Origin of the sequence: Mangrovitalea sediminis, from assembly GCF_002514725.1 — a bacterium.
GTDB classification, from domain to species: Bacteria; Pseudomonadota; Gammaproteobacteria; order Pseudomonadales; family Oleiphilaceae; genus Mangrovitalea; species Mangrovitalea sediminis.
This window is the reverse complement of record NZ_NTLB01000005.1, coordinates 72,691-94,201: the sequence shown is the minus strand read 5'-3', so window position 1 is coordinate 94,201 and position 21,511 is coordinate 72,691. Positions and strand designations below refer to the sequence as shown.

The 21,511-nt window shown below is 57.3% G+C and carries 19 protein-coding genes; 3 read left to right on the top strand and 16 right to left on the bottom strand.

From position 1 onward, the window contains the following. Positions 1–106: 106 nt before the first annotated feature. The 12 genes from putA to CLR77_RS12955 all read right to left on the bottom strand — a co-directional run bounded on the left by putA (position 107) and on the right by CLR77_RS12955 (position 12,451). Positions 107–3,292, bottom strand: coding sequence for a bifunctional proline dehydrogenase/L-glutamate gamma-semialdehyde dehydrogenase PutA (putA, locus tag CLR77_RS13010; protein ID WP_097461104.1), 3,186 nt, complete (start codon positions 3,290–3,292; stop codon positions 107–109). Positions 3,293–3,516: 224 nt separating this feature from the next. Continuing rightward, entirely contained in the window at positions 3,517–4,299 is a 783-nt protein-coding gene (locus CLR77_RS13005; RefSeq protein WP_097461103.1) for a helix-turn-helix transcriptional regulator, read from the bottom strand. A gap of 170 nt (positions 4,300–4,469) precedes the next feature. Then, positions 4,470–5,117, bottom strand: coding sequence for a dTMP kinase (gene tmk / locus CLR77_RS13000; protein WP_097461102.1), 648 nt, complete (start codon positions 5,115–5,117; stop codon positions 4,470–4,472). Then, a complete protein-coding gene (gene mltG, locus CLR77_RS12995; RefSeq protein ID WP_227519921.1) occupies positions 5,114–6,163 on the bottom strand; it encodes an endolytic transglycosylase MltG in 1,050 nt (349 codons plus the stop codon). Before mltG ends, tmk begins: the two co-directional genes overlap by 4 nt. A 4-nt stretch (positions 6,164–6,167) precedes the next feature. Continuing rightward, entirely contained in the window at positions 6,168–6,989 is an 822-nt protein-coding gene (locus CLR77_RS12990; RefSeq protein WP_097461101.1) for an aminotransferase class IV, read from the bottom strand. Beyond that, complete coding sequence (fabF, locus tag CLR77_RS12985; protein WP_097461100.1) at positions 6,986–8,233, bottom strand: beta-ketoacyl-ACP synthase II; 1,248 nt, start codon at positions 8,231–8,233, stop codon at positions 6,986–6,988. The genes CLR77_RS12990 and fabF overlap by 4 nt, the downstream gene beginning before the upstream one ends. A 285-nt stretch (positions 8,234–8,518) precedes the next feature. After that, a complete protein-coding gene (acpP, locus tag CLR77_RS12980; protein ID WP_097461099.1) occupies positions 8,519–8,752 on the bottom strand; it encodes an acyl carrier protein in 234 nt (77 codons plus the stop codon). A 121-nt stretch (positions 8,753–8,873) separates the two neighbouring features. Then, the gene (gene fabG / locus CLR77_RS12975) at positions 8,874–9,617 is read right to left on the bottom strand and encodes a 3-oxoacyl-ACP reductase FabG (RefSeq protein ID WP_097461098.1); all 744 of its coding nucleotides are present in this window, start codon (positions 9,615–9,617) and stop codon (positions 8,874–8,876) included. Positions 9,618–9,630: 13 nt separating this feature from the next. Beyond that, positions 9,631–10,572, bottom strand: a complete 942-nt coding sequence (gene fabD, locus CLR77_RS12970) for an ACP S-malonyltransferase (RefSeq protein ID WP_097461097.1) — start codon at positions 10,570–10,572, stop codon at positions 9,631–9,633. 66 nt (positions 10,573–10,638) lie between these two features. Then, positions 10,639–11,643, bottom strand: a complete 1,005-nt coding sequence (gene plsX / locus CLR77_RS12965) for a phosphate acyltransferase PlsX (protein WP_097461096.1) — start codon at positions 11,641–11,643, stop codon at positions 10,639–10,641. A gap of 19 nt (positions 11,644–11,662) precedes the next feature. Then, positions 11,663–11,842, bottom strand: a complete 180-nt coding sequence (rpmF, locus tag CLR77_RS12960) for a 50S ribosomal protein L32 (protein ID WP_097461095.1) — start codon at positions 11,840–11,842, stop codon at positions 11,663–11,665. A 63-nt stretch (positions 11,843–11,905) separates the two neighbouring features. Then, positions 11,906–12,451: a YceD family protein gene (locus tag CLR77_RS12955; protein ID WP_097461094.1), complete on the bottom strand. Its 546-nt coding sequence runs from the start codon at positions 12,449–12,451 to the stop codon at positions 11,906–11,908. A gap of 146 nt (positions 12,452–12,597) precedes the next feature. Between CLR77_RS12955 and CLR77_RS12950 the strand changes: the two genes are divergently transcribed. Continuing rightward, the gene (locus tag CLR77_RS12950) at positions 12,598–13,218 is read left to right on the top strand and encodes a Maf family protein (RefSeq protein WP_198962785.1); all 621 of its coding nucleotides are present in this window, start codon (positions 12,598–12,600) and stop codon (positions 13,216–13,218) included. On the opposite strand, the gene sppA is transcribed toward CLR77_RS12950, so the two are convergent. The 3 genes from sppA to rluC form a co-directional block, all read right to left on the bottom strand. After that, complete coding sequence (gene sppA / locus CLR77_RS12945; protein WP_097461092.1) at positions 13,185–14,204, bottom strand: signal peptide peptidase SppA; 1,020 nt, start codon at positions 14,202–14,204, stop codon at positions 13,185–13,187. The genes CLR77_RS12950 and sppA overlap by 34 nt on opposite strands. A gap of 72 nt (positions 14,205–14,276) precedes the next feature. Beyond that, positions 14,277–14,927 (bottom strand): HAD family hydrolase, encoded by a 651-nt coding sequence (locus CLR77_RS12940; protein WP_097461091.1) that lies wholly within the window; start codon positions 14,925–14,927, stop codon positions 14,277–14,279. After that, positions 14,924–15,907: a 23S rRNA pseudouridine(955/2504/2580) synthase RluC gene (rluC, locus tag CLR77_RS12935; protein ID WP_097461090.1), complete on the bottom strand. Its 984-nt coding sequence runs from the start codon at positions 15,905–15,907 to the stop codon at positions 14,924–14,926. The genes CLR77_RS12940 and rluC overlap by 4 nt, the downstream gene beginning before the upstream one ends. A 653-nt stretch (positions 15,908–16,560) precedes the next feature. Here rluC and rne point away from each other — a divergent pair. Both rne and CLR77_RS12925 read left to right on the top strand, forming a co-directional pair. Then, positions 16,561–19,812, top strand: coding sequence for a ribonuclease E (rne, locus tag CLR77_RS12930; RefSeq protein ID WP_097461089.1), 3,252 nt, complete (start codon positions 16,561–16,563; stop codon positions 19,810–19,812). 241 nt (positions 19,813–20,053) lie between these two features. Further along, positions 20,054–20,593 (top strand): YecA/YgfB family protein, encoded by a 540-nt coding sequence (locus CLR77_RS12925; protein ID WP_097461088.1) that lies wholly within the window; start codon positions 20,054–20,056, stop codon positions 20,591–20,593. A gap of 26 nt (positions 20,594–20,619) precedes the next feature. Here the strand turns inward: CLR77_RS12925 and CLR77_RS12920 are convergent, their stop codons facing one another. Beyond that, positions 20,620–21,489 (bottom strand): PHP domain-containing protein, encoded by an 870-nt coding sequence (locus CLR77_RS12920; RefSeq protein ID WP_227519919.1) that lies wholly within the window; start codon positions 21,487–21,489, stop codon positions 20,620–20,622. Positions 21,490–21,511 lie beyond the last annotated feature (22 nt).

The following is a 21,511-nucleotide window of genomic DNA, read 5'->3' as shown; positions in this document are numbered from 1 at the left end:
TTTCGCTCGCGTCGTCCTCCACCGGCACCCGGCCCTCATCAATTGCGCTCACATTAACCAATCCGTTGGATACAACCACGGGCCGCCGTCCCCTTGGCCCGGTCAATCAGGAGACTTTTTCCACACCCAGCGACAACAGCGTCGCATTCCCACCGACTGCGGTGGTGTTGATCGTGCGACTACGCTCAGTCGCAAACCGAATCAGGTAATGAGGACCGCCGGCCTTGGGACCGGTACCCGACAAGCCGCGCCCGCCGAACGGCTGCACGCCCACGACAGCGCCGATCTGGTTGCGGTTGATATAGGTGTTGCCCACTTTGACGCGCTTCTCGATATAGGCTGCTGTGGATTCGCTACGGCTGTGAATCCCCAGCGTCAGTCCGTAACCGGCACCGTTGATTTCATCGATCACCTTGTCCAGATCCGCGGCGGCATAACGCACAACATGCAGGATGGGGCCGAAATGCTCCTTGCTCAGTTCGCCAATGCCCTTGATCTCATAGGCGCTCGGCGGAAGGAAATGACCTTTTGCGCAATCCTCGGACAACGGAGCCTGGGCAATGCAGCGGGCGCCTTTCTGCTTCAGGACATCCAAATGCTTCTGCAGGTCCTGGCAAGCCTCCTCATCGATTACCGGCCCGACATCGACGCGCAGCTGGCTTGGATTACCGACATGCAGCTCCTGCATGGCTCCGGCCAGGATCTCTTCCATACGCTCAGCGACATCTTCCTGCAAATACAGCACCCGCAGCGCGGAACAACGCTGGCCGGCGCTGGCGAACGCTGACTGCACCACATCGCTGATGACCTGCTCGGGTAGCGCCGTACTGTCGACGATCATCGCGTTCTGGCCACCGGTTTCCGCTATCAGCGGAATAATGGCACCCGGGCGTTCTGCCAGGGTACGGTTGATCAGGTGCGCGGTCTGCGTCGAACCCGTAAAGGCCACACCCGACACCCGAGGATCGGACAACAATACCTTGCCCAGCGCAGCGCCATCTCCTGGGAGCAACTGAATCACACCGGGAGGGAAACCCGCTTCCAGCATCAGTTGGACGGCTTTGACTGCGATCAGGCTGGTCTGTTCAGCCGGCTTGGCAATGACCGTATTACCGGCCGCCAACGCCGCCATGATCTGCCCGCTGAAGATAGCCAGTGGGAAATTCCAGGGGCTGATGCAGACGAAGACCCCGCGCCCTTCGAGATACAACTCGTTGGACTCGCCGGTTGGCCCGGGTAGCAACATGGGCTTGCTGAATTTTTCCCGTGCCTGCAAGGCGTAATAACGACAGAAATCCACCGCTTCACGGATTTCGTCGATACCATCCTGCCAGGTTTTTCCGGCTTCGCGTGCACACAGCGCCATCAGCTCGGCACGATCCCTTTCCATCAGATCGCCATAACGTTCCAGACAGGCAGCCCGCACATCTGCCGGGCTTTCATTCCAGGCCTTGAAGGCATTGCCTGCAGCATCCAGCGCCGCACCGGCATGCTCGGCACTGGCCCAGACCACCGATCCGACCTCAACCGACTGGTCATAGGGTGCCTTGACGACACGCTTATCACCCTCCTGGATCAAGTTACCGTTGACGACCGGCCCGCCGGACCAGGTTTTGTCATTCCAGGCCTCAATGGCCTTCTGCAGAGGTTCGAGTTCACTGGCCACGTTGATATTGACTCCTGAAGAATTGCGCCGGCCGGGCTCCAGAATGCCGGACGGCAATGGAATGCGATCGTTTGCCAGACTTTCGTAGCGCTGCAGTTCCAGACGAGGATCCTGCACCAGGTGCTCTATGGGAGTCTCGGCATCGACCAAACGATGAACAAACGAAGAGTTTGCGCCGTTTTCCAGCAGACGACGCACCAGATAAGGCAGCAGATCCTTATGGGCACCGACCGGTGCATAGATACGAACGGGCACCGCATACTCGGCCAGCACGGTGTCGTAGAGCGCATCGCCCATACCGTGCAACCGCTGGAATTCGAATCGGCGCTGACGATTTTTGGCATACCGCAGCACGGATGCGACGGTGTGGGCGTTATGGCTGGCGAACTGGGGATAGATGGCGCCCTCGGTATGCTCGCTCATCAGGAAATGCAAACAGGCCTGATAGGAAACGTCGGTGGCTTCCTTGCGGGTATAAACCGGATACCCGTCCAACCCCAGTTGCTGGCAATGCTTGATTTCCGAGTCCCAATAGGCACCTTTCACCAGACGTACCGGAATCTCATCGCCCTGCTCCTTAGCCAGCTTGGTCAGCCAGCTCAACACCGGCAGCGCTCGCTTGGAGTAGGCCTGAACGACCAAGCCGAAATGCCCCCATCCCCGGCACTCCGGGGAACGATAGACCTTTTCGAACAAGGCCAAAGACAGCTCTAGCCGGTCCATCTCCTCGGCATCAATGGTAATGGCCACAGAGCGCTGACGAGCGAAGCTCACCAATTCAATCAGTGTACCGCAGAGCTCCGTCAGTACCCGATGCTCCTGGGACTGCTCGTAGCGCGGATGCAATGCCGACAGCTTGATGGAAATAGACGGCGCTGGCGCCTTGTTCGCCGGGTAATCATCAGCACCAACAGTTTCGATGGCTTTGAGATAGTCCTGAAGATAGCGCTTGGCATCCGCAGCTGTCATGGCCGCTTCACCCAGCATGTCGAAGGAGTAGGTGTAACCCCGGTCCCGGTATCGGCGACCGCTGCTCAACGCTTCCTTGATGTCCCGCCCAAGAACGAATTGTCTACCCATGATGGCCATGGCGCGGTACATTGCAGCCCGAATAACCGGCTCACCGCATTTGTTGACCAGGCGCTTCAAGACGTTAGCCGGCGTACCGTCGATCCTACGGTCCAACTTGACCACTTTCCCCGTAAGCAAAAGCCCCCAGGTCGAGGCGTTAACCAGCGTCGACTCGCTCTTGCCCATGTGCTTCTGCCAATCGGCCACCGACATCTTGTCTCTGATCAGGGCATCCGCTGTGCGCTTATCGGGAATCCGCATCAGGGCTTCCGCCAGACACATCAGCAGGATGCCCTCCTGGGTATCCAGGCTGTATTCCTGCAGCAACGCATCGATCATATGGACGGCATCGTCCTGCGCCCGCACTTTGCGGATCAGGTCCGTTGCAATCGCTTCCGTCGTCTTGACCTCTTCCGATACAACCTCGTTGTAGGCCAGTAATTCCTTCAGGTAAGCGGTTTCGTCCACAGCATAATTTCCGACAATCGCTTGCCAGAAAAAATCCCGTTTCTGGTCATCAAATGCGGATCCCAGAAACTCGCTCGCCTTGAACATGAATGTCACCTCGCAAAAATCCCACCCTCCCGACGCCTCGGCAGGATGACGAAAAACGGATATAACTGTTTCGGTGCGTGAGGCACTGGACTACCAACTGACCAGCGTCACAGGTCTCTATATGAAATTAAGATGACGGGCCTTTTGCTTCTAGCAAAAAGCTCTGGAGTTTTTGCAAAAAACTCCGATTGACCACGACTTTCGTCTAAATGAAGGGAAAAATGTTATCCGGCGCTCCGGAAAGCCGACGGCGTAACCTGCTCATGGCGCTTTAGGGCGTTAGTCATTGCACTCTGACTTGAGAAGCCAACCCGGAGGCTGATTTCAGACAATGGCAGGTCAGATTCCCGCAACATATTCTTGGCATGACGCAGACGATGCCGAATCACGTACTGATGCGGAGATACGCCAGTAACAGATTGAAATATCTCGTGAAAATGAGATTCACTCAAGCATGCGAGAGCCGCCAGATCTCGCACGCGTATTTTTTCATGGAGATGGCGGTCGATATAGGCATCAATTTCCCCCATATCCAGGTGATGTGCGCGGTGACGGCGGTGAACGGTTCTACCGAGCCGGTCGCTGAGGCAATACATGATTCCCGCAGCAAAGTGCTCTCCCATCAGCGCCTGAGCCGGCCGATGCAGTATCTCGCTACTACAGAGCTGAATCAGAGACTGCAGGCGAAAATCGAGGTTCATGATACGCGGCTTCTCGAAGAGCGGCGCAAACACCTCGTAGTCGGGATGGCGGGAATCGTTGGTCGCGGGGCAGAGCGCGTCCAGATTGATAACCAACACATGATTCCGGGAGTCACCACAATAGGAATGCGGGGCGTCCGTCGGCACGACACATGCGTGCCCGGAATCGATAGGAACGGACATACCGTCCACTTCGATAAGCGCGTCGCCGGAAAGCCCAACCACCAACTGGTGATGGCTGTGATGATGCCGGAGAGTACTCTCCGGAAACGTCATGACATTGGCTTCAAGCCGTTTCTCTGCCATAACCCATGCTCACAAGGAGAATGTATTTTTGTCGTAATCACACTAATTCAGTAGCCGTCACACTATTTCAACAGAAATGGTTCATAAATTCACCACATCTTCTGTTACGAACCGGAATGCGCTCCGGATTGACGACATTTTCCATAGATTCCAGTCAAACCAGAAACCGGCTATACCCGCCCTCCGCACCACCGCCTGGCCAGAGGATGGAGTATTTCACGAAGTGCCGCCTGCACCGTATCCAGGGCACCCGATGCGTCTACCCGATGATAGCGGGCAGGGTCTGCCTCTGCACGCTGCCGGTAAACATCACGGACCCGCTCGAAAAACTGGTGGGTTTCCGTTTCGAAGCGATCAGGTTGACCACGACGCCCCGCCCGACGCAGGCCGATTTCGATCGGCGCATCCAGGAAAAAGGTGTGATCGGGTCGCACTTCCCCTTGCACGAAACGCTCCAGCTCAGCAATCCGGTCGAGACTCACCCCGCGACCGCCCCCCTGGTAAGCATAGGTTGCATCGGTAAAGCGATCGCACAACACCCAGACGCCCCGGGCCAACGCCGGGAGAATCAAGGTGTGCAGGTGTTGTGCCCTGGCTGCAAACATCATCAGCAGTTCAGTGAGCTCGTGAACCGGTTCCTCTCGGGGGGACAGGAGCAACTGGCGGATTTCTTCCGCAAGCGGCGTTCCACCCGGCTCGCGGGTGACAATAAAGTCGATCCCTTCCGCCCCCAGTAGATCGGCCGCAGTCTGCATATTCGTGGACTTACCGACGCCCTCGATCCCTTCGAACGTGATGAAAAGACCGCGCTCACTCATGGTTTGCCTTCCTGTTCCGGCGACGATCGATAATCCCGCCGCCGGTGATAGATCTGATAGCGGCGAACCGCCTTGTCATGTTCAGCCAGGGTATCGGAGAATTGGTGGGAGCCATCTCCCCTTGCCACAAAATAGAGCGCCCTGCCCGCTTCAGGGTGCAAGGCCGCATGAATCGCGCCCTGTCCTGGCATTGCTATCGGCGTCGGCGGCAATCCACCATGGCGATAGGTATTATAGGGAGTATCCAGGGTGAGATCCTTGCGTGTCAGGTCACCTTGATATTGGCGACCGAGCCCGTAAATCACCGCAGGATCGGTCTGCAAACGCATGCCTTTCTCCAGGCGACGCACAAAAACTCCGGCGATCTTTGCCCGTTCACTGGCGAGCCCGGTTTCCTTCTCCACCAGTGACGCCATGATGAGCGCCTGATAGGGCGTTTTATAGGGTAAGTTCTGGGCGCGTTGCTGCCACTCGGCATCCAGGACCTTCTGCATTTTCTGATAGGCTCGACGGAGAATGGAAAGATCCGTTTGCCCCCGCTCAAACTGATAGGTATCAGGAAAGAAAAGTCCTTCAGGCACCTGCCCGGCATGCCCCAACATTGCCATGATCTTTCCATCAGGAAGGCCCTTCAGAACATGCTGAAGCTTTTCCTGATCATCGAGCGCCCGTCGCATTTCGGCAAAGGTCCAGCCTTCGATGAACTGAACCGACCAGGTCTTTACCCGCCCGGCGATCATTTCATCAAGGACCTGAATCGTCGTCATGCCGGGCGTAATTTCGTATTCTCCCGCCTTGATCTCACGCCCGTCACGGTTGAGACGTACCCAGACCCGCAGCCAAAAGGCATTGGAGATGAGATGTTTTCGCGCCAGTTGATCGGCCACTGCCGAAAATGGCATGCCCTGATCGACCGTGAACAGGGCCGGCTGTATTAGTGAGTTGGCCTGGTGCAGCCCTTTTATCCCGTTCCATGACAAATAGCCCACAAAAACAGCGAGCAGGAAAAGCGACAGCAAGGTCAGCCGCATCAAATGCTTTATCAAGACGTTACAATCCGAAGGCTTGTTTCGAGAGTCGACGGATTGTCGCAACTCGTGAATCGCTTGGCAATTCCAGACAGCCGATTCTACGGACCTCGACAATCCCCGAGACACTATTGACCAAAATAAGGCCTCGCCCCCGACGAACCCGATCCCACTGGAGGCATTGCTCCCGAACAGGAATGCCCGCACTCGGCAGCAGTTGCATCAAGGCGGTTCGCATTACGCCGTTGACCGCAAGAGACGCGGTCGGCGGCGAGACCAGTCCCTGCTCATCGATCAGGAAGAGGTTCGTACGAGTGCCTTCCGTTAACCGCCCAGCGTGATCGAGCATCAACCCTTCATAGGCATCGGCGGGCAACTCGGCGGACGCCTGCACCTGCTCGAGGCGGTTCAGCGTTTTGAATCCGCCCATCGTCGCATGCATGCGGGTACGGCAAAGGACAGTAGCGACGCCGCCGTCCCCGGGCAACGGCGGAACGGGATGAAAAGACGTAATGACCGTTAACCGTGGCGAAGCCGGTGGGCGATATCCTCGACCGCCGCTTCCCCGGGTCAGGATGAGCTTGACGACGCCATTATCCAGCCCCTGCGCCCTCAAACGCCGCACCAATTCTTGCCACCATTGGGCTAACAGCTGACGATCGCAAGCCAGGCCCAGATGGCGCGCCCCGGCGAGCAAACGCTTGAAGTGAAGTTCCAGGAGAATCGGTTGTGAATCGATAAGACGAAGGGTTTCAAACAGTCCGTCGCCGTAGGCGAGCCCCCGGTCAGCAGCTCCGACCCGAAAATTTTCGGGCCAGACCCAGTCGACGGACCGTCGAATCATGCCTGATAACGGCGGAAAATCAAGGTACCGTTGGTGCCACCAAACCCGAAAGAGTTGGACAGCGCAACGTCGAGTTCCGTCGCTCGCGCCGCATTGGGCACAAAGTCCAAATCGCATCCCTCATCGGGATTTTCGAGGTTGATTGTCGGAGGCAATTGGCCGTCGCGTAGCGCCAACAGGGAGAAAATTGCCTCAATGGCACCGGCAGCCCCCAGCAAGTGGCCAGTCATGGACTTGGTGCTGCTCACCGCAAGGCGGTATGCATGCTCGCCAAAGACCGCCTTGATGGCAGCCACCTCTGCCAGGTCACCGACCTGTGTGGAGGTACCATGCGCATTAATATAGCCCACCTCATCAGGCGCTATACCGGAATCCCTCAGCGCGTTACGCATTGCCATCTGCGCACCTGCACCATCTTCGGGCGGAGAAGTAATGTGATGAGCATCATCGCTCATCCCAAAACCAATCAACTCCCCATAGATGGTCGCCCCGCGCCGACGCGCGTGCTCCAATTCCTCGAGAACGACGACACCGGCACCGTCACCCAGAACGAATCCGTCACGTTCCCGATCCCAGGGACGGCTGGCCTTTTCCGGATCGTCATTACGGGTCGACATGGCCCGTGCCGCACAAAATGCGGCCACACCAGTCGGTGTGGTTGCCATTTCAGCGCCACCCGCCAGCATCACATCCGCGTCGCCGTACTTGATCGTACGCGCCGCGTAACCGATGTTGTGCGTCCCTGTGGTGCAGGCCGTAGTGATAGCGATGTTCGGCCCCTTGAAGCCAAAACGGATCGCCGTATAACCCGCTGCCATATTGATGACAGAGGCAGGCACAAAGAAGGGAGAAACCTTTCTCGGACCCTGCGCTTCCAGGCTACGGAAATTTCTTTCGATAAACTCCAGGCCGCCAATTCCGGAACCGATAGCCACCCCAACCCGAGTTTTATCAAGGTCGGAGACTGCCTCCAACCCACTGTCGGCAACCGCCTGAATGGCGGCGATCAGGCCGTATTGCAGGAAGGCATCCATCTTCCGCGCATCCTTGGCGGACATATAGGCTTCCAGGTCTAGGTTCCTTATCGCTCCTCCGATACGGGTGGCGTACCCTTCCGTATCAAAGCGCTCAATCGGGCCAATGCCGCTGCGCCCTTCAAGAACCGCCTGCCAACTCGAGGCAACATCATTGCCCAACGGTGTCAGCATGCCTAAACCGGTGATAACAACACGTCTTCCAGACATTTTCAGACCTCTACGGCTTCAGGCTGTCATTGTGCTCAGACCACACCGCAGGCACGCCGAACGGCATGAGTCCTAGCGGGCGGTTTTGTCATTCAGCTTACGAAGCGGGGTGGGCAGTATTCGGGAGCGAATACTGCCACTACTGCCCGACTCCAATCGTCGCGCTTTATGACATACGCAGATGACAGGACTGTTAACCGGATGACCGGACCAACAAAAAAGCCGCCCTCGCAGACGTAGCAGTGAAGGACGGCTTTTGCTTGGTTTTGATTCAGCGCGTGCTGATCAGGTGTGCGCGACGATGTAGTCGATCGCGTCCTGAACGGTGGCCAGCTTTTCGGCTTCCTCATCCGGAATTTCGGTCTCGAACTCTTCTTCCAGAGCCATTACCAGCTCGACCGTGTCCAGAGAGTCAGCGCCCAGGTCTTCCACGAACGAAGAGGTGTTTTGAACTTCGGATTCCTTCACGCCGAGTTGTTCACAAACAATCTTCTTCACGCGCTCTTCAACTGTACTCATATTATCCTCACTTTGTACTTAACCAAGCACTGATCGCGTGCAGTTTAGATGAATCGCTACCCGCAAACAAGCAGCCAGGGTCGCAGGGCTTGTCGCACAAGGGCGACGGCCACCTGCACGATTAACCCATGTACATACCGCCGTTGACATGGATGGTTTCACCGGTGATATAACCCGCTGCCGGCGAGGCCAGGAACGCCACGACATCCGCGATCTCCTCCGGCTCACCCAAGCGCTGTGCGGGAATGCCTTTTAACATGGCATCACGCTGCGCATCGTCGAGCTTACGGGTCATATCCGTGTCTATAAACCCTGGAGCCACACAGTTCACGGTAATACCGCGACTGGCGATCTCCCGGGCCAAGCTGCGCGTCAGGCCTTCCATACCCGCTTTGGCGGCGGCGTAGTTGGCCTGACCGGCATTGCCCATATCGGCGACAACAGAGCTGATGCTGACGATACGTCCCCATCGAGCCTTTGTCATACCTTTCAGGACCGCTTTGGTGGTGCGGTAGACGCTGGTCAGGTTGGTACCTATGACCTCGTCCCACTCGCTATCTTTCATGCGCAACATCAGGTTATCCCGCGTAATACCGGCATTGTTGACCAGTATCTGCGGCGCCCCATGTGCGCTGGTAATCTGTTTGATGCCGTCTTCAACCGCCTGGGCATCGTTGACATTCATCACGATACCGTCTCCCGGCAAACCCCACTTGGCGAAATAGTGGGAAATGGTTGAAGCACCTTCCTCTGTCGTCGCCGTACCGATCACGGTTGCGCCCTGCATCGCCAGTGACTTGGCAATAGCGCGCCCAATACCCCGGCTCGCGCCGGTAACCAGAGCGACCTTTCCTTCCAGTGCCATGCCTTCTTCCTGATCAAGTGTCCGCTTTCAGTGCAGCCATCGCTGCACTGTAATCATCGACCGATTCGAGACTGTGCAATGCCAACGAACGATCAATCCGTTTCACGAGCCCGGAAAGCACCCGACCCGGACCACACTCAACAACACTCGTCACACCCAACGAAGCCAACTGCCGGACAACGTCAGTCCAGAGCACCGGAGAGTAAAGCTGTTTAACGAGATTCTCAATCAATACCGCTCTATCGGTTTCAACCGTCGCGGTGACATTTTGCACTACCGGAATGACAGCGCTGTCCATTGAAACGGACTGCAAATCTTCTGCCAATTCCTTTGCGGCTTCGCGCATCAATGCGCAATGAGACGGGACACTAACCGCCAAAGTGACGACTTTACGCGCCCCTTTCTCTTTTGCAAGTTCCAAGGCGCGCCGTACTGCTTCCGTATGACCGGCGATAACAACCTGGCCCGGTGCATTGAAGTTAACCGCTTCGACCACCTCGCCTTCGGCTGCCGCGGCGCATGCTTCACGCACAGCGTCATCATCAAGGCCGATGATCGCCGCCATACGCCCCTCATTGCGGGGTACAGCGCTCTGCATCAATTCACCCCGAAGCCGCACAAGACGGACGGCATCAAGAAACCGCAGGGATTCGGCGGCGACCAACGCGGAATACTCACCGAGGCTGTGCCCCGCCACGTAATCCGGCTTTGCGCCACCGTCCAACAGCCACTGACGCCAGAGCGCAACACTCGCCGTGAGCAACGCCGGCTGAGTTACCGCTGTACTGTTGAGTTCCTCTTCCGGTCCACGCTGGCAAATATCCCATAGGTCAAAGCCAAGCACGTCGGAAGCTTCATTAAACGTCTGTCGCACAATAGGCCATTCGGTGCCGGCGTCTGCCAGCATTCCGAGACTCTGTGCGCCCTGTCCGGGAAAAATAAATGCCGTTTTCATGGTCGCTAGGTTACCCGAGTCTTGAGGTCATGGAGATTAGCCGATGGTCCAAGCAAAATGATCAATTTACAAGCCTAATTGATCGAGACGGCTATTGATTCTTTCGGGCAATCGCATGGCAACTTCTCGTACTGCCTGCTCGATCGCCGCTTGAAATGCCTTTGCATTGGCATTTCCGTGACTTTTGATAACCACCCCCTGCAAACCGAGCAGGCTGGCACCATTGTGACGAGCCGGGTCTATCTGACTCAATAGGCGAGTCACCAGCGGTTTGGCCATCCACCCAATAAGACGCCCATATAAATTGCGGGCAAACGCCTGTTCGAGCAGCTCCATCAGCATAGCTGCAACACCTTCGCCGGTCTTCAGGGCGATGTTGCCGACGAATCCATCGCAAACAACCACATCGGCGATATCCCGAAAGAGATCGCTGCCTTCGACGTAGCCGATATAATTGACCGCCTCCGACTCTGCCAGCATCCGTGCAGCCAGCCTTACCGGCTCACTGCCTTTTATTTCTTCCGCCCCGACATTTAACAGCGCCACCCGTGGCTCTGCCTTGCGCTCGATCAACTCTGCCATCACTGATCCCATGATCGCGAATTGATAGAGGTTTTCGGCGGTAGCATCGACGTTGGCGCCAAGATCGAGGACGTAGCAATGGCCATGCAAGGAAGGAATCAGCTTAATAATGGCGGGGCGCTCTATCCCGGGATACATACGCACAAGGGCGCGCCCGAGCACCATCAGAGCACCGGTGTTGCCAGCACTAACGCAGGCGTCAGCCTCACCATCCCGTACCAGGCGCAGAGCAACGCCCATTGAAGAGAGCTGCTTATAGCGCAACGCATGGGAAGGCCGCTCGTCCATCGTCACCACTTCCGTGGCTTCGACCAGGCGAATACGAGGATGACCCAAAAAAGGAAGGGCCTCGAGATCACTCCGGCGACCGACCAGAATGACACTCAAGGCCTGATTGTTCTCCACCGCCTGCCTGGCAGCCTCCGCGGCCACAAGGGGGCCGCGGTCGCCACTCATCGCATCGATTGCAACGGTGGTGGCCATCACCATAAGGCGAGGATCCAGCGACTTACTCGTCGTTGGTTTCTACGACTTTCTTGCCGCGGTAGAAACCATCGGGAGAAACGTGGTGACGACGATGAGTCTCACCCGTTGTGGAGTCGATGGACAGAGCCGGACCACTCAGAGCGTCGTGCGAACGACGCATGTCACGCTTGGACCGGGATTTGCGAACCTTTTGTACCGCCATGCTTGCTAGCTCCTGACCTTCAGTTAACTGTGCCGAGTCACAACAATAGCAACCGGCCGACTGTCATGTATCCGAAATATCTTTGTCCGAACCCGACGCCTTAAAACCTCGAAGGACCCGGAAAGGATTCTCTTTTGCCGCTACCGGCTCCTGCGGAGAGGAATCCACAACCGGCGCTTTCACACACTCGTTTTCGGGATGCAACGGAAACGCAGGCAGACTCAGCAGAAGCTCGTCTTCTATCACCCGCCACACATCCATCTCACGCTCTTCGATCAGCAACGGCTCCAGTTGCCTGGGCAACTGAGCAGCCTGCTCGTCCGACAGCACCAGCCCCAGCTTAAATTCGGAGGTAACCGGGTACATCATCGGCTCAAGACAACGCTGACACTCCACCTGAACAAGAGCGGACAAGGTTCCCGACACCACCCGCCGATTTTCTTCATCTCGACCGAAACGCAGACAAACTTCCGCTGTCGCATCGTTATCGAGCAACAAAGGATGCAACCGTTCCAGCGTCGTCAGCGGCAAAATACCTTCTACGACACCATCCTGATCGGCTAGCTTGTATGGATCTACGACCGTCGGCAATTCAGCAGTGTGCGACATAAGCGCGCAATTTTAGGGGCGCGGGGACTCAGTGTCAAAGGCTAACATCGCCGCGAGGAAAGAAACTTACCGGACAGCCAACACGGACTCGGGTAATATCCCTCCCCATCGACCACACTTCTTTTCTTGCATAGCCGATGACCACTATCAAAGCTCTCGTCCTTGCCTCGTCGTCACCGTACCGCAAAGCCCTGCTGGAGCGACTCGGCCTGACATTCGATTGTGCCAGTCCGTCCATTGACGAAACACCCCTGCCAGACGAATCGCCGGAAGCATTGGTCGCCCGACTCGCCGCCGCAAAGGCAAGCGCCTTGATCGAGCGTTATCCTGATCGCCTGATTATCGGCTCGGACCAGGTCGCCCGCGCGCCCAGCGGCGAAATCCTGACCAAACCCGGCAACCTGGATCGCGCAACCCGGCAACTGCGGCAGTGCGCCGGACAATCGGTATGCTTCCTGACAGGTCTGACCCTCCTGAATGCGAGCAACGGCCAAACCTGGCATCATATCGAGACGTTCAATGTCCATTTTCGCCCCCTGACGGACGAGGATATAGAGCATTACCTGGAAACGGAAAAACCCTTCGATTGCGCCGGCAGCTTTAAAATGGAAGGACTGGGAATCGCGCTCTTCCAAAAACTGGAGGGGCGCGACCCCAACGCGCTGATAGGGCTACCCTTGATAGCCCTTATCGATGGTCTTCGCCATTTCGGCGTCGACGTACTCCAGGAAGCCTACTGCAGATCAAAACGCGTCTGCAGCAGATGATCGGCAAACGCGGTGCCGAACGACACCCCAAACCGTCGCGCCAGCCGATCGAACGCGGAAGGCTCAGAACTGTAATTCACAATATCCTTGGCCTTGATAACATCCCTGGCCACGAACTCCGGACTTCCAAGTCCATCGATCAGCCCCAATTTGAGTCCCTGCTGCCCCGTCCAAACCAGGCCGCTGAACAACTGATCGTTGTCCGTCTTCAGACGATCACCACGTCCCTTCTTGACCGCGTCGATAAACTGCTGATGCGTCGTATCGAGCACCTGCTGCCACAACTTCACTTCCTCGGGCTTTTGCGGCGAGAAAGGATCCAAAAATGCCTTATGGGCTCCCGCCGTATACAATCGCCGGGACACACCCAACTTATCCATGAGCTGCGTAAAGCCAAAACCGCTCGATATCACACCAATGGAGCCGACAAGACTCGCCTTATCGGCGTAGATATCGTCGGCGGCTGAAGCCATGTAATAGGCCCCTGACGCACCGATATCGGTAATCACCGCATAGAGATGGATTTCAGGGTGCAGGCCGCGCAAGCGACGGATCTCGTCATACACCATACCGGCCTGCACCGGACTGCCTCCGGGACTATTGATCTTAAGGATGACACCACGGGTATTAGGGTCATCAAAGGCCCTCTGAAGCCCCTTGATGATTCGCTTGGCGCTCGCGGGCGCATCCGCCGCAATGACACCTTTAACGTCCACCTCCGCCGTATGCGGTCCCGTTTTTGCCGACAGCGCATTGTCGCCCGGCCAGCGCCAGAGAATGAGTAGCGAAAACAGGTAGATCAGCGTTATCGACTTGAAGAAAATCCCCCAGCGCCGGCTTTTCCGCTGCTCACTCTGCATCGAATCGACGAGTTTCTCGATCAAGCGCCGCTCCACTGCCAGATCCTTTTCCGCAGAAGGGGCCGCAGCGCCCTCCGCGGGCTTGCCACTCCATCCTTCAACCGACTTACTTTCCCAATCTGACATACTTACTCCTTATATAGACGGCGTACGGATATAAATGGCGCACGGACGAGCTTCGCGGGACACCGGCCAAGGTCAGCCTTCCATCAGCAACCCTTGCAATGCATCTACTGTATCGACAATCGCTCGCGGCTCGAAACTCGCAAAATCGTTCGCTTCATGAACCCCCCAGGTTACCCCGATTGAGGGCATACCAATACGCTGGGCCATATCCAGGTCGTAAACCGTATCGCCAATCATGACAGCCTCCGAGGGCTCGAGACGGAAATACGCCAGGATCTCCTTGAGCATGAGGGGATCCGGCTTGGACAGGGTTTCATCGGCACAGCGTGTAATTTCGAAATGGGGACCGAGGCCGGAACTATTCAAAGCCCGATCCAGCCCCCGGCGACTCTTCCCGGTAGCCACCGCCAGTTGCCGGCCAGCACGTCTAAGCCCCACCAGTAATTCAGGGATACCCTCGAACAACGAGGACGGCGCCGTGGTTTCACTGAAGAAATGGCGACTATAGGCTTCCCTCAGGGCCTTCATATCCTGACGGGTAATGCCGGGGTAAAGCTCGTCCAGGGCCTCAACGATCCCCAACCCGATGATATTGCGGTAAGCAGCCTCCGTTCGCGCAGGAAACCCAATTTCGAGTGCTGCCCGACGCAGACTGCCCGCGATATGGTCCAGAGAGTCGACCAGCGTCCCATCCCAATCAAAAATTACTGCACGGTAGGTCATGACGACTCCCTCTGACGCAACATTTCAATGACCTGGGAAAAAGCCGCATCCCAAGACGCCTCAAAACGCTTAACCCTGGTTTCACCGGGCAAGCAGAACTCCAGCGCATGGGCATGCAGCATAAGGCGCCGACCAGCAATCGCCTTGAATGCCTTCAGGCTGGCATCGTCCATATATTTCTCATCGCCGGCAATCGGATGACCGGCGAATTGGCAATGAACACGAATCTGATGCGTACGGCCAGTGACCGGGATCGCCTCCACGAGCGTGTAGCCGGAAAACGTCTCAAGGGTCCGGTACCGGGTAATCGAATCCTTACCACCTTCAGCCACGCGCACCAGCCGTTCGCCTGAACTGAGCTCATTCTTCAACAAGGGCGCATCAACCTCGTCACGCCCGGCCGGCCAACGACCGACCACCAGCGCATGATAGCGCTTCGTCACCTGGTGCTGGCGAATCTGATCCTGCAACCAGCGCAAAGCAGGCCGTCTTTTGGCAACCATCAGGATGCCGGATGTATCACGGTCCAGACGATGTACGAGTTCAAGGAAGCGGGCGTCAGGGCGGGCCGCCCTTAACACCTCGATCAAACCAAAATCCAACCCGCTTCCCCCATGGACAGCCAATCCCGTGGGCTTATTTATGAGCAACAGGTTGTCATCCTCATAGACGACAGCATCTTCGACCTGACGCCGGAGCCGCTCGCCCGGCATCGGAACCTCTCCCTTTTGGGGACGGGATACCGGAGGCACACGCACCAAATCCCCAGGCTGAAGACGATATTCCGGCTTGATCCGGGCCTTGTTAATCCGCACCTCCCCCTTGCGGATAATCCGGTAGATCATGCTCCGGGGCACACCCTTTAAATAAGTCAGCAGAAAATTATCCAGCCGCTGCCCGGCCTGGTCGGCCGCGATGGTTACCCACTCGACCGAATTGCCACGGGATTCTGGAACTGGTTTGGAAGCAGATTTGGACATGCCATTCCCCGCAGGAACTACGCCGCTTGGTTGCGACAGCCCTGCACATTGCACGCCATTGATAGGGCGCTGGATTACTGTTATATTCCGGCTTGCGTCTAGGGACGAGGAACCTTTCGGATCCATCTGACCGAGAACGCAGCATTATAGTCACATGGCCATAGACTTTGAATGTCAGCCGGTCGAAGCGATCAATCTATCCTGCGACGGTATAGCAAACGCAACCTCGCCCTCGCTTCGAGAACACTTGCCGGAAACGGCGGAAGGCTGACCTCATAAGGACTCCTGCACTGCACCTTTTAAGGCAGCGGCAGGAAATATGTTAATCCGCGCGGAAGCACCCGCGGGCCGTGTCGCAACGAATATCACAGCATCATGCCAGTCCGGGCGGTCCAGTTTCTGAATATGACGTGAGACCTTGGAACCGGTGTGAACACAATGTGGACGATATGCAGCAGTAGGATGGGAACCGCATCGATCTGTGGCATCAGAGCTTCCCAATGAAGCCCAAGAGCTGATGATCCTGCCCCACGAGGGAACCAAACTCGTCGTTTTCCCTTCCACAGGCATCTACCCGATGCATATTGCATATCCGGTTTTTCGTGCACGCCCCGTTCGCTTCCGTCGCCAAACGATGGAAAGTACAACCTTTCATGAAAAGAATGCTGATCAACGCGACCCATCCCGAGGAGTTGCGTGTTGCTCTGGTTGACGGACAACGTCTGTTCGACCTCGATATCGAATCCAGTACGCGGGAACAGAAGAAAGCCAATATCTACAAAGGCCGGATCACCCGGGTTGAACCCAGTCTCGAGGCTGCTTTTGTTGATTTCGGCGCTGACCGTCACGGCTTTCTCCCCCTCAAGGAAATTTCCCGCGAATACTTCAAAACTCCTCCTTCCCAGATCGACGGAAAAATAAACATCAAGGATGTCGTCTCTGAAGGCCAGGAAATCATTATCCAGGTCGACAAAGAAGAGCGCGGCAATAAAGGTGCAGCTCTAACCACCTTTATTTCCCTTGCCGGGCGCTATCTGGTTCTCATGCCGAACAACCCTCGCGCCGGCGGTATTTCCCGTCGCATCGAGGGCGACGACCGGTCCCAGCTTAAAGACGCCATGTCGGGCCTGAATATCCCGAAAAGCATGGGCGTTATCGTGCGTACGGCCGGTGTTGGTCGCTCGACCGAGGAGCTTCAGTGGGACCTGGATTATCTGCTGCAGTTCTGGGACTCCATCACCAAGGCCGCCGAAAACCGCAAGGCCCCTTTCCTGATCTATCAGGAAAGCAACGTCATTATCCGGGCAGTGCGGGATTACTTGCGCCAGGATATCGGCGAGGTGCTGATCGACGCCCCTAACGTGCACGAGGAAGTTCTGAATTTCGTCCGCGCGGTCATGCCCAGCTTCGAGAACAAGATCAAGCTGTACCGGGATGAAATCCCCCTGTTCAGCCGCTACCAGATCGAAGCCCAGATCGAAACAGCCTTCCAGCGTGAGGTGAAGCTCCCCTCAGGCGGCTCGATCGTCATCGATCCCACCGAAGCCCTGGTGTCGATCGACATTAACTCCTCGCGCGCCACCAAAGGCGGCGACATCGAAGAGACCGCGCTGCAGACCAACCTGGAAGCCGCTGAAGAGATCGCCCGCCAGTTGCGCCTGCGAGACATCGGCGGCCTGATCGTCATCGACTTTATCGATATGACCCCGGCCCGTCACCAGCGCGAAGTCGAACAGAAGGTTCGTGAAGCGCTGGAAATCGACCGCGCTCGCGTCCAGGTCGGCAAGATTTCCCGTTTTGGCCTTCTCGAAATGTCGCGTCAGCGCCTGCGCCCGTCTCTGGGAGAGACTCGCAGTGAAGTTTGTCCTCGCTGTACCGGCCAAGGCACGATTCGTGGCATCGACTCTCTCGCGTTGAGCATCATGCGCCTGATTTACGAGGAAGCGTCCAAGGACAAGACGGGTGAAGTCCGCGCTATTGTCCCAATTCCCGTCGCGACCTTCCTGCTGAACGAAAAGCGCAAGCAGATTGCCGATATAGAAGCTCGACAAAATGTTTCCGTGCTGGTCATTCCGAACTCGCACATGGAAACGCCGCACTTTGAGGTTCAACGCCTCCGCGACGACGATGTCCAGTTACAGGATCGAGGCGCGAGCTATGCGCTGGCGACGACGCTGGATGAAACGGAAGAAGCCGAAGTCATGGTCACTCGCGAGCCCGTCGCCCGCGAAGAGGCTGCGGTCAAATCCGTCATGCCGTCGCAACCGGCGCCTGCCGCCAAAGCGGCCACCGAACAGCCTGGACTCCCCCCAACCACGGAAGAAGGGTTGTTCCGCCGGCTTTCGCGCAAGCTGTCCGGATTCTTTTCCAGCGAACAGGAAGCTGAGAAGGAACAACAGAAGAGCGAAACCCGCCAGGATGCCGAACAGCGCCATCGTGCCGGTCGCCAGGATCGCCGCAAGACGCGTGTTGCCCGGAACGACAACACCCGTTCTAGCGAAGGCCGCAACAACCGAGATGGAGAAAAAGGTCAGCGCGATCGTCGTAACGACAACCGTCAAACCGGTAATGCCCAGCAACAGGGCCGTCAAAACCGTCCGGAACGCAACGAACGCAACGAACGCAACGAACGCAACGAACGCAACGAACGCAACGAACGCAACGAAAAGCGTGGCGACCGACAGACCGGCCGCCAAGACAATCGGCAGGAAAGCCGGCCGGAACGGGGACAACAGCGCCGCAACGAAAACAGCGGCGATCAGGCGAACGAAGGACGCCGCAGGCCCCGTCGCCCACGCAATCGTGATGGCTCGCCCAGCGATCAGACCGTTTCACAAGGCGGCCAGAAGCGCCAGGACGACAATCGCCCCCAGAAGGAAGCCATTGCGCAGAACCCGACTGAAGCCAAGCCGGCAGTCGGCAAGGGCGCGGAGAGCGTCACCGTTGCCAACAACGATAAGCCAGCACAGCAATCGGCTAGCGAATCTGTAACGACGTCGACTCAAGCGACTGAAACGCGTGCACCTAAGCAACCGGCGCCGCGCGAAGCCAAACCAGCGGCCCCGGAAGCTCGCACCGAGACCAAGCCTCAAGCCGACAGCGACAAGGCGCAGACCGTCGTCGACAAGCCCAAGACCAGCCCAGAGAAGCTTCCCTCCAAGACGGAAAGCATCGCTGCGCCTGCAGCTCCGGAGAAAGTCGAACGCGCCGTGTCCAAAGCTGCACCGCAAAAGGCTGAGGGGCTCGCCACAGAGAGCAGTGCCAAAGCGCAGGAAGCCGCGCCACAGCACAAGCCTGAATCCGTTGAAAAATCGGAAAAATCAGTCCCTCCGACCGCTGCCGCCCCCACTTCGGCGAGTAAAAGCGATGCCGACGTAACAACGCAAGAGCGCCCGGCGCAGGCCGCACAGCCTGAGCGCCAGGTATCGCCCAAGTCGGCTACCGTTGCTACGTCCGAGACCGCGACCGCATCAAAACCGGAAAAGGCTGAAGCAAAGCCTGCCGAACCGGCAACGCCATCGCCGGCACCGGTTACTGAGCGCAAGGAAGAAAAAGCGCAAGCTCCCAAGGCAACCGCTATGGCTCAGGCAGACAACACCCCTGCCCCGACGGCAACGCCGAAGATGGGTAATGCTCCGGCTGCCGCCGCTTCGACTGGCCGCGCGCCCAATGACCCGCGCGAAGTTCGCCGTCGCCAGCTGCAGCAGCAAAAAGGTGCGGCAGCCAAAGCGGAAGCACCCTCTGAAGCGCCGGCGCCTGCCAAAGAAGCCGCCGCTCCGGCAAAAGACAGCGGCGACGCCAAGCCGGTGGAGAGCAAGGTCAAGGCGGCATCCGAATCAGGGCAACAAAATACCCCTCAAGATTCGGAAACGCCGAAAACCACAGGCACTTCCGAACCGCAATAAATGATGATGCGCGCCAGGGCTGAGGTAGATCCACGGCCCTGGCGGGCATTCTCGCGGGTCCCAGTGTAATAGCGATCAGCCCGCCAGAATGGCTGAAATTGCTGACAGACAGCAAAAAGCCCGTGCGATGAACGGATTCATCCGAAAGACGCCTTTCACGCACTCCGGCCCAGTGGGTATAATCTTTACCTCATCCAGCGAAGATACCCCGCGAAGCCACTTCCCTCACAGGATCACCGTCATGCTGTCCGAACAAGACATTCTTGCCCTGGAAGAGATTCTTTTTGCCGAGGAATGGGCCGACGAAGCCCTGGATTTTTTTGGACTTCACGGGGTAGTCGCCGCCAGCGTCGTCGGCCCTACCGCCCTAACGGACATTGAAGTCTTTGCACTGTCCACCGGTCAGGAAATCGACACGGTAGACAAGGTTCCGGCCCATTTCGCGCAGGCCATAGAAAACCTTGGCGAAACCCTGCGCAAGGCCTTCGATCTCGGAGCGCCAGTCGAACTACCCGAGCCAGAGGATGGAGACCCGCACAATGCGCTTGAGAACTGGTGCGCCGGGTTTATCGACGCCTTCCTGTTACACGAAGACGATTGGCTGGATCAAAACGAAGAGGAGGTCGCCGACCTGCTCGTACCGATCATGTCGCTGTCGGGATTATTCGAGGACGAGGATTTTGAGCGGGTACGTCAAAACAACGATCTGTTCCAGCGAATGTCCGACGCCATACCAGACACCTTGACCGATCTCTACTTACTCTTCCATGCCCCCGAATGACCTCAGGGCCCACAGCTTCCACCACGCTAATGATTAAGGGCGCGAAAGCGCTCCCAGATGGGCTGCAGGCCTTCCGGCAATGCCGGAAGGCGCCCAAGCTCACACCAGGCTGCACCTGGAAAATGAAAGTCGCTACCCACCGATGCCAGGCACCCGTTGCGCCGGCATAATTCCGCAAGAAATCCGGTGTCACCTGATGACTGGCCTGAGGTCAGCACTTCAAGACCGACCCCACCCGCTGCCTGAAAATCTGCCAACAAGGCCCTTAACTTTGTCGCGGTCATCCGATATTTTTTCGGATGGGCCAACACCGCCTGCCCTCCAGCATTGACGATCCCCTCGACGATAGCCGACAACTCCGGCCAGTAGCGTGTGACATCCCCCACTTTGCCGGCGCCTAGATAACGCGAAAATGCCAAACGCAGGTTGTCCACGCATCCCTCGCGAACCATTGCCGACGCAAAATGGGGTCGACCGGGAACACCACCACCAGCCTCTTCCTCTGCCGTCGCTAATAAATCTGGAAGGCCAGCTTTCTGAAGACGGGACGCGATCAAGCGCGCCCGATCCCATCGCATGGCCTCTTGCCTGGACAGCAAGGCCTGAAAATCGGCAGATGCGGCATCGAAGTCCAAGCCTACGATATGAATTGTCTGGGTCCGCCAGACACAGGACAACTCGATGCCATTGATCAGTCGGATGCCATGCTCCTCGGCAGCCGCGGCCGCTTCCTCGAGACCGGCGATCGTGTCGTGATCCGTCAACGCGAAATGGGTAACCCCGACTTCTGCTGCACGCGCCACCAACTCGCGTGGCGTCAAGGTGCCGTCGGATGCCGTGCTATGGGCGTGGAAATCGGCACACATACGCACATTTATCGCCTCGTTGGCTTGCATCCGTTCGGATTCCATATAATAG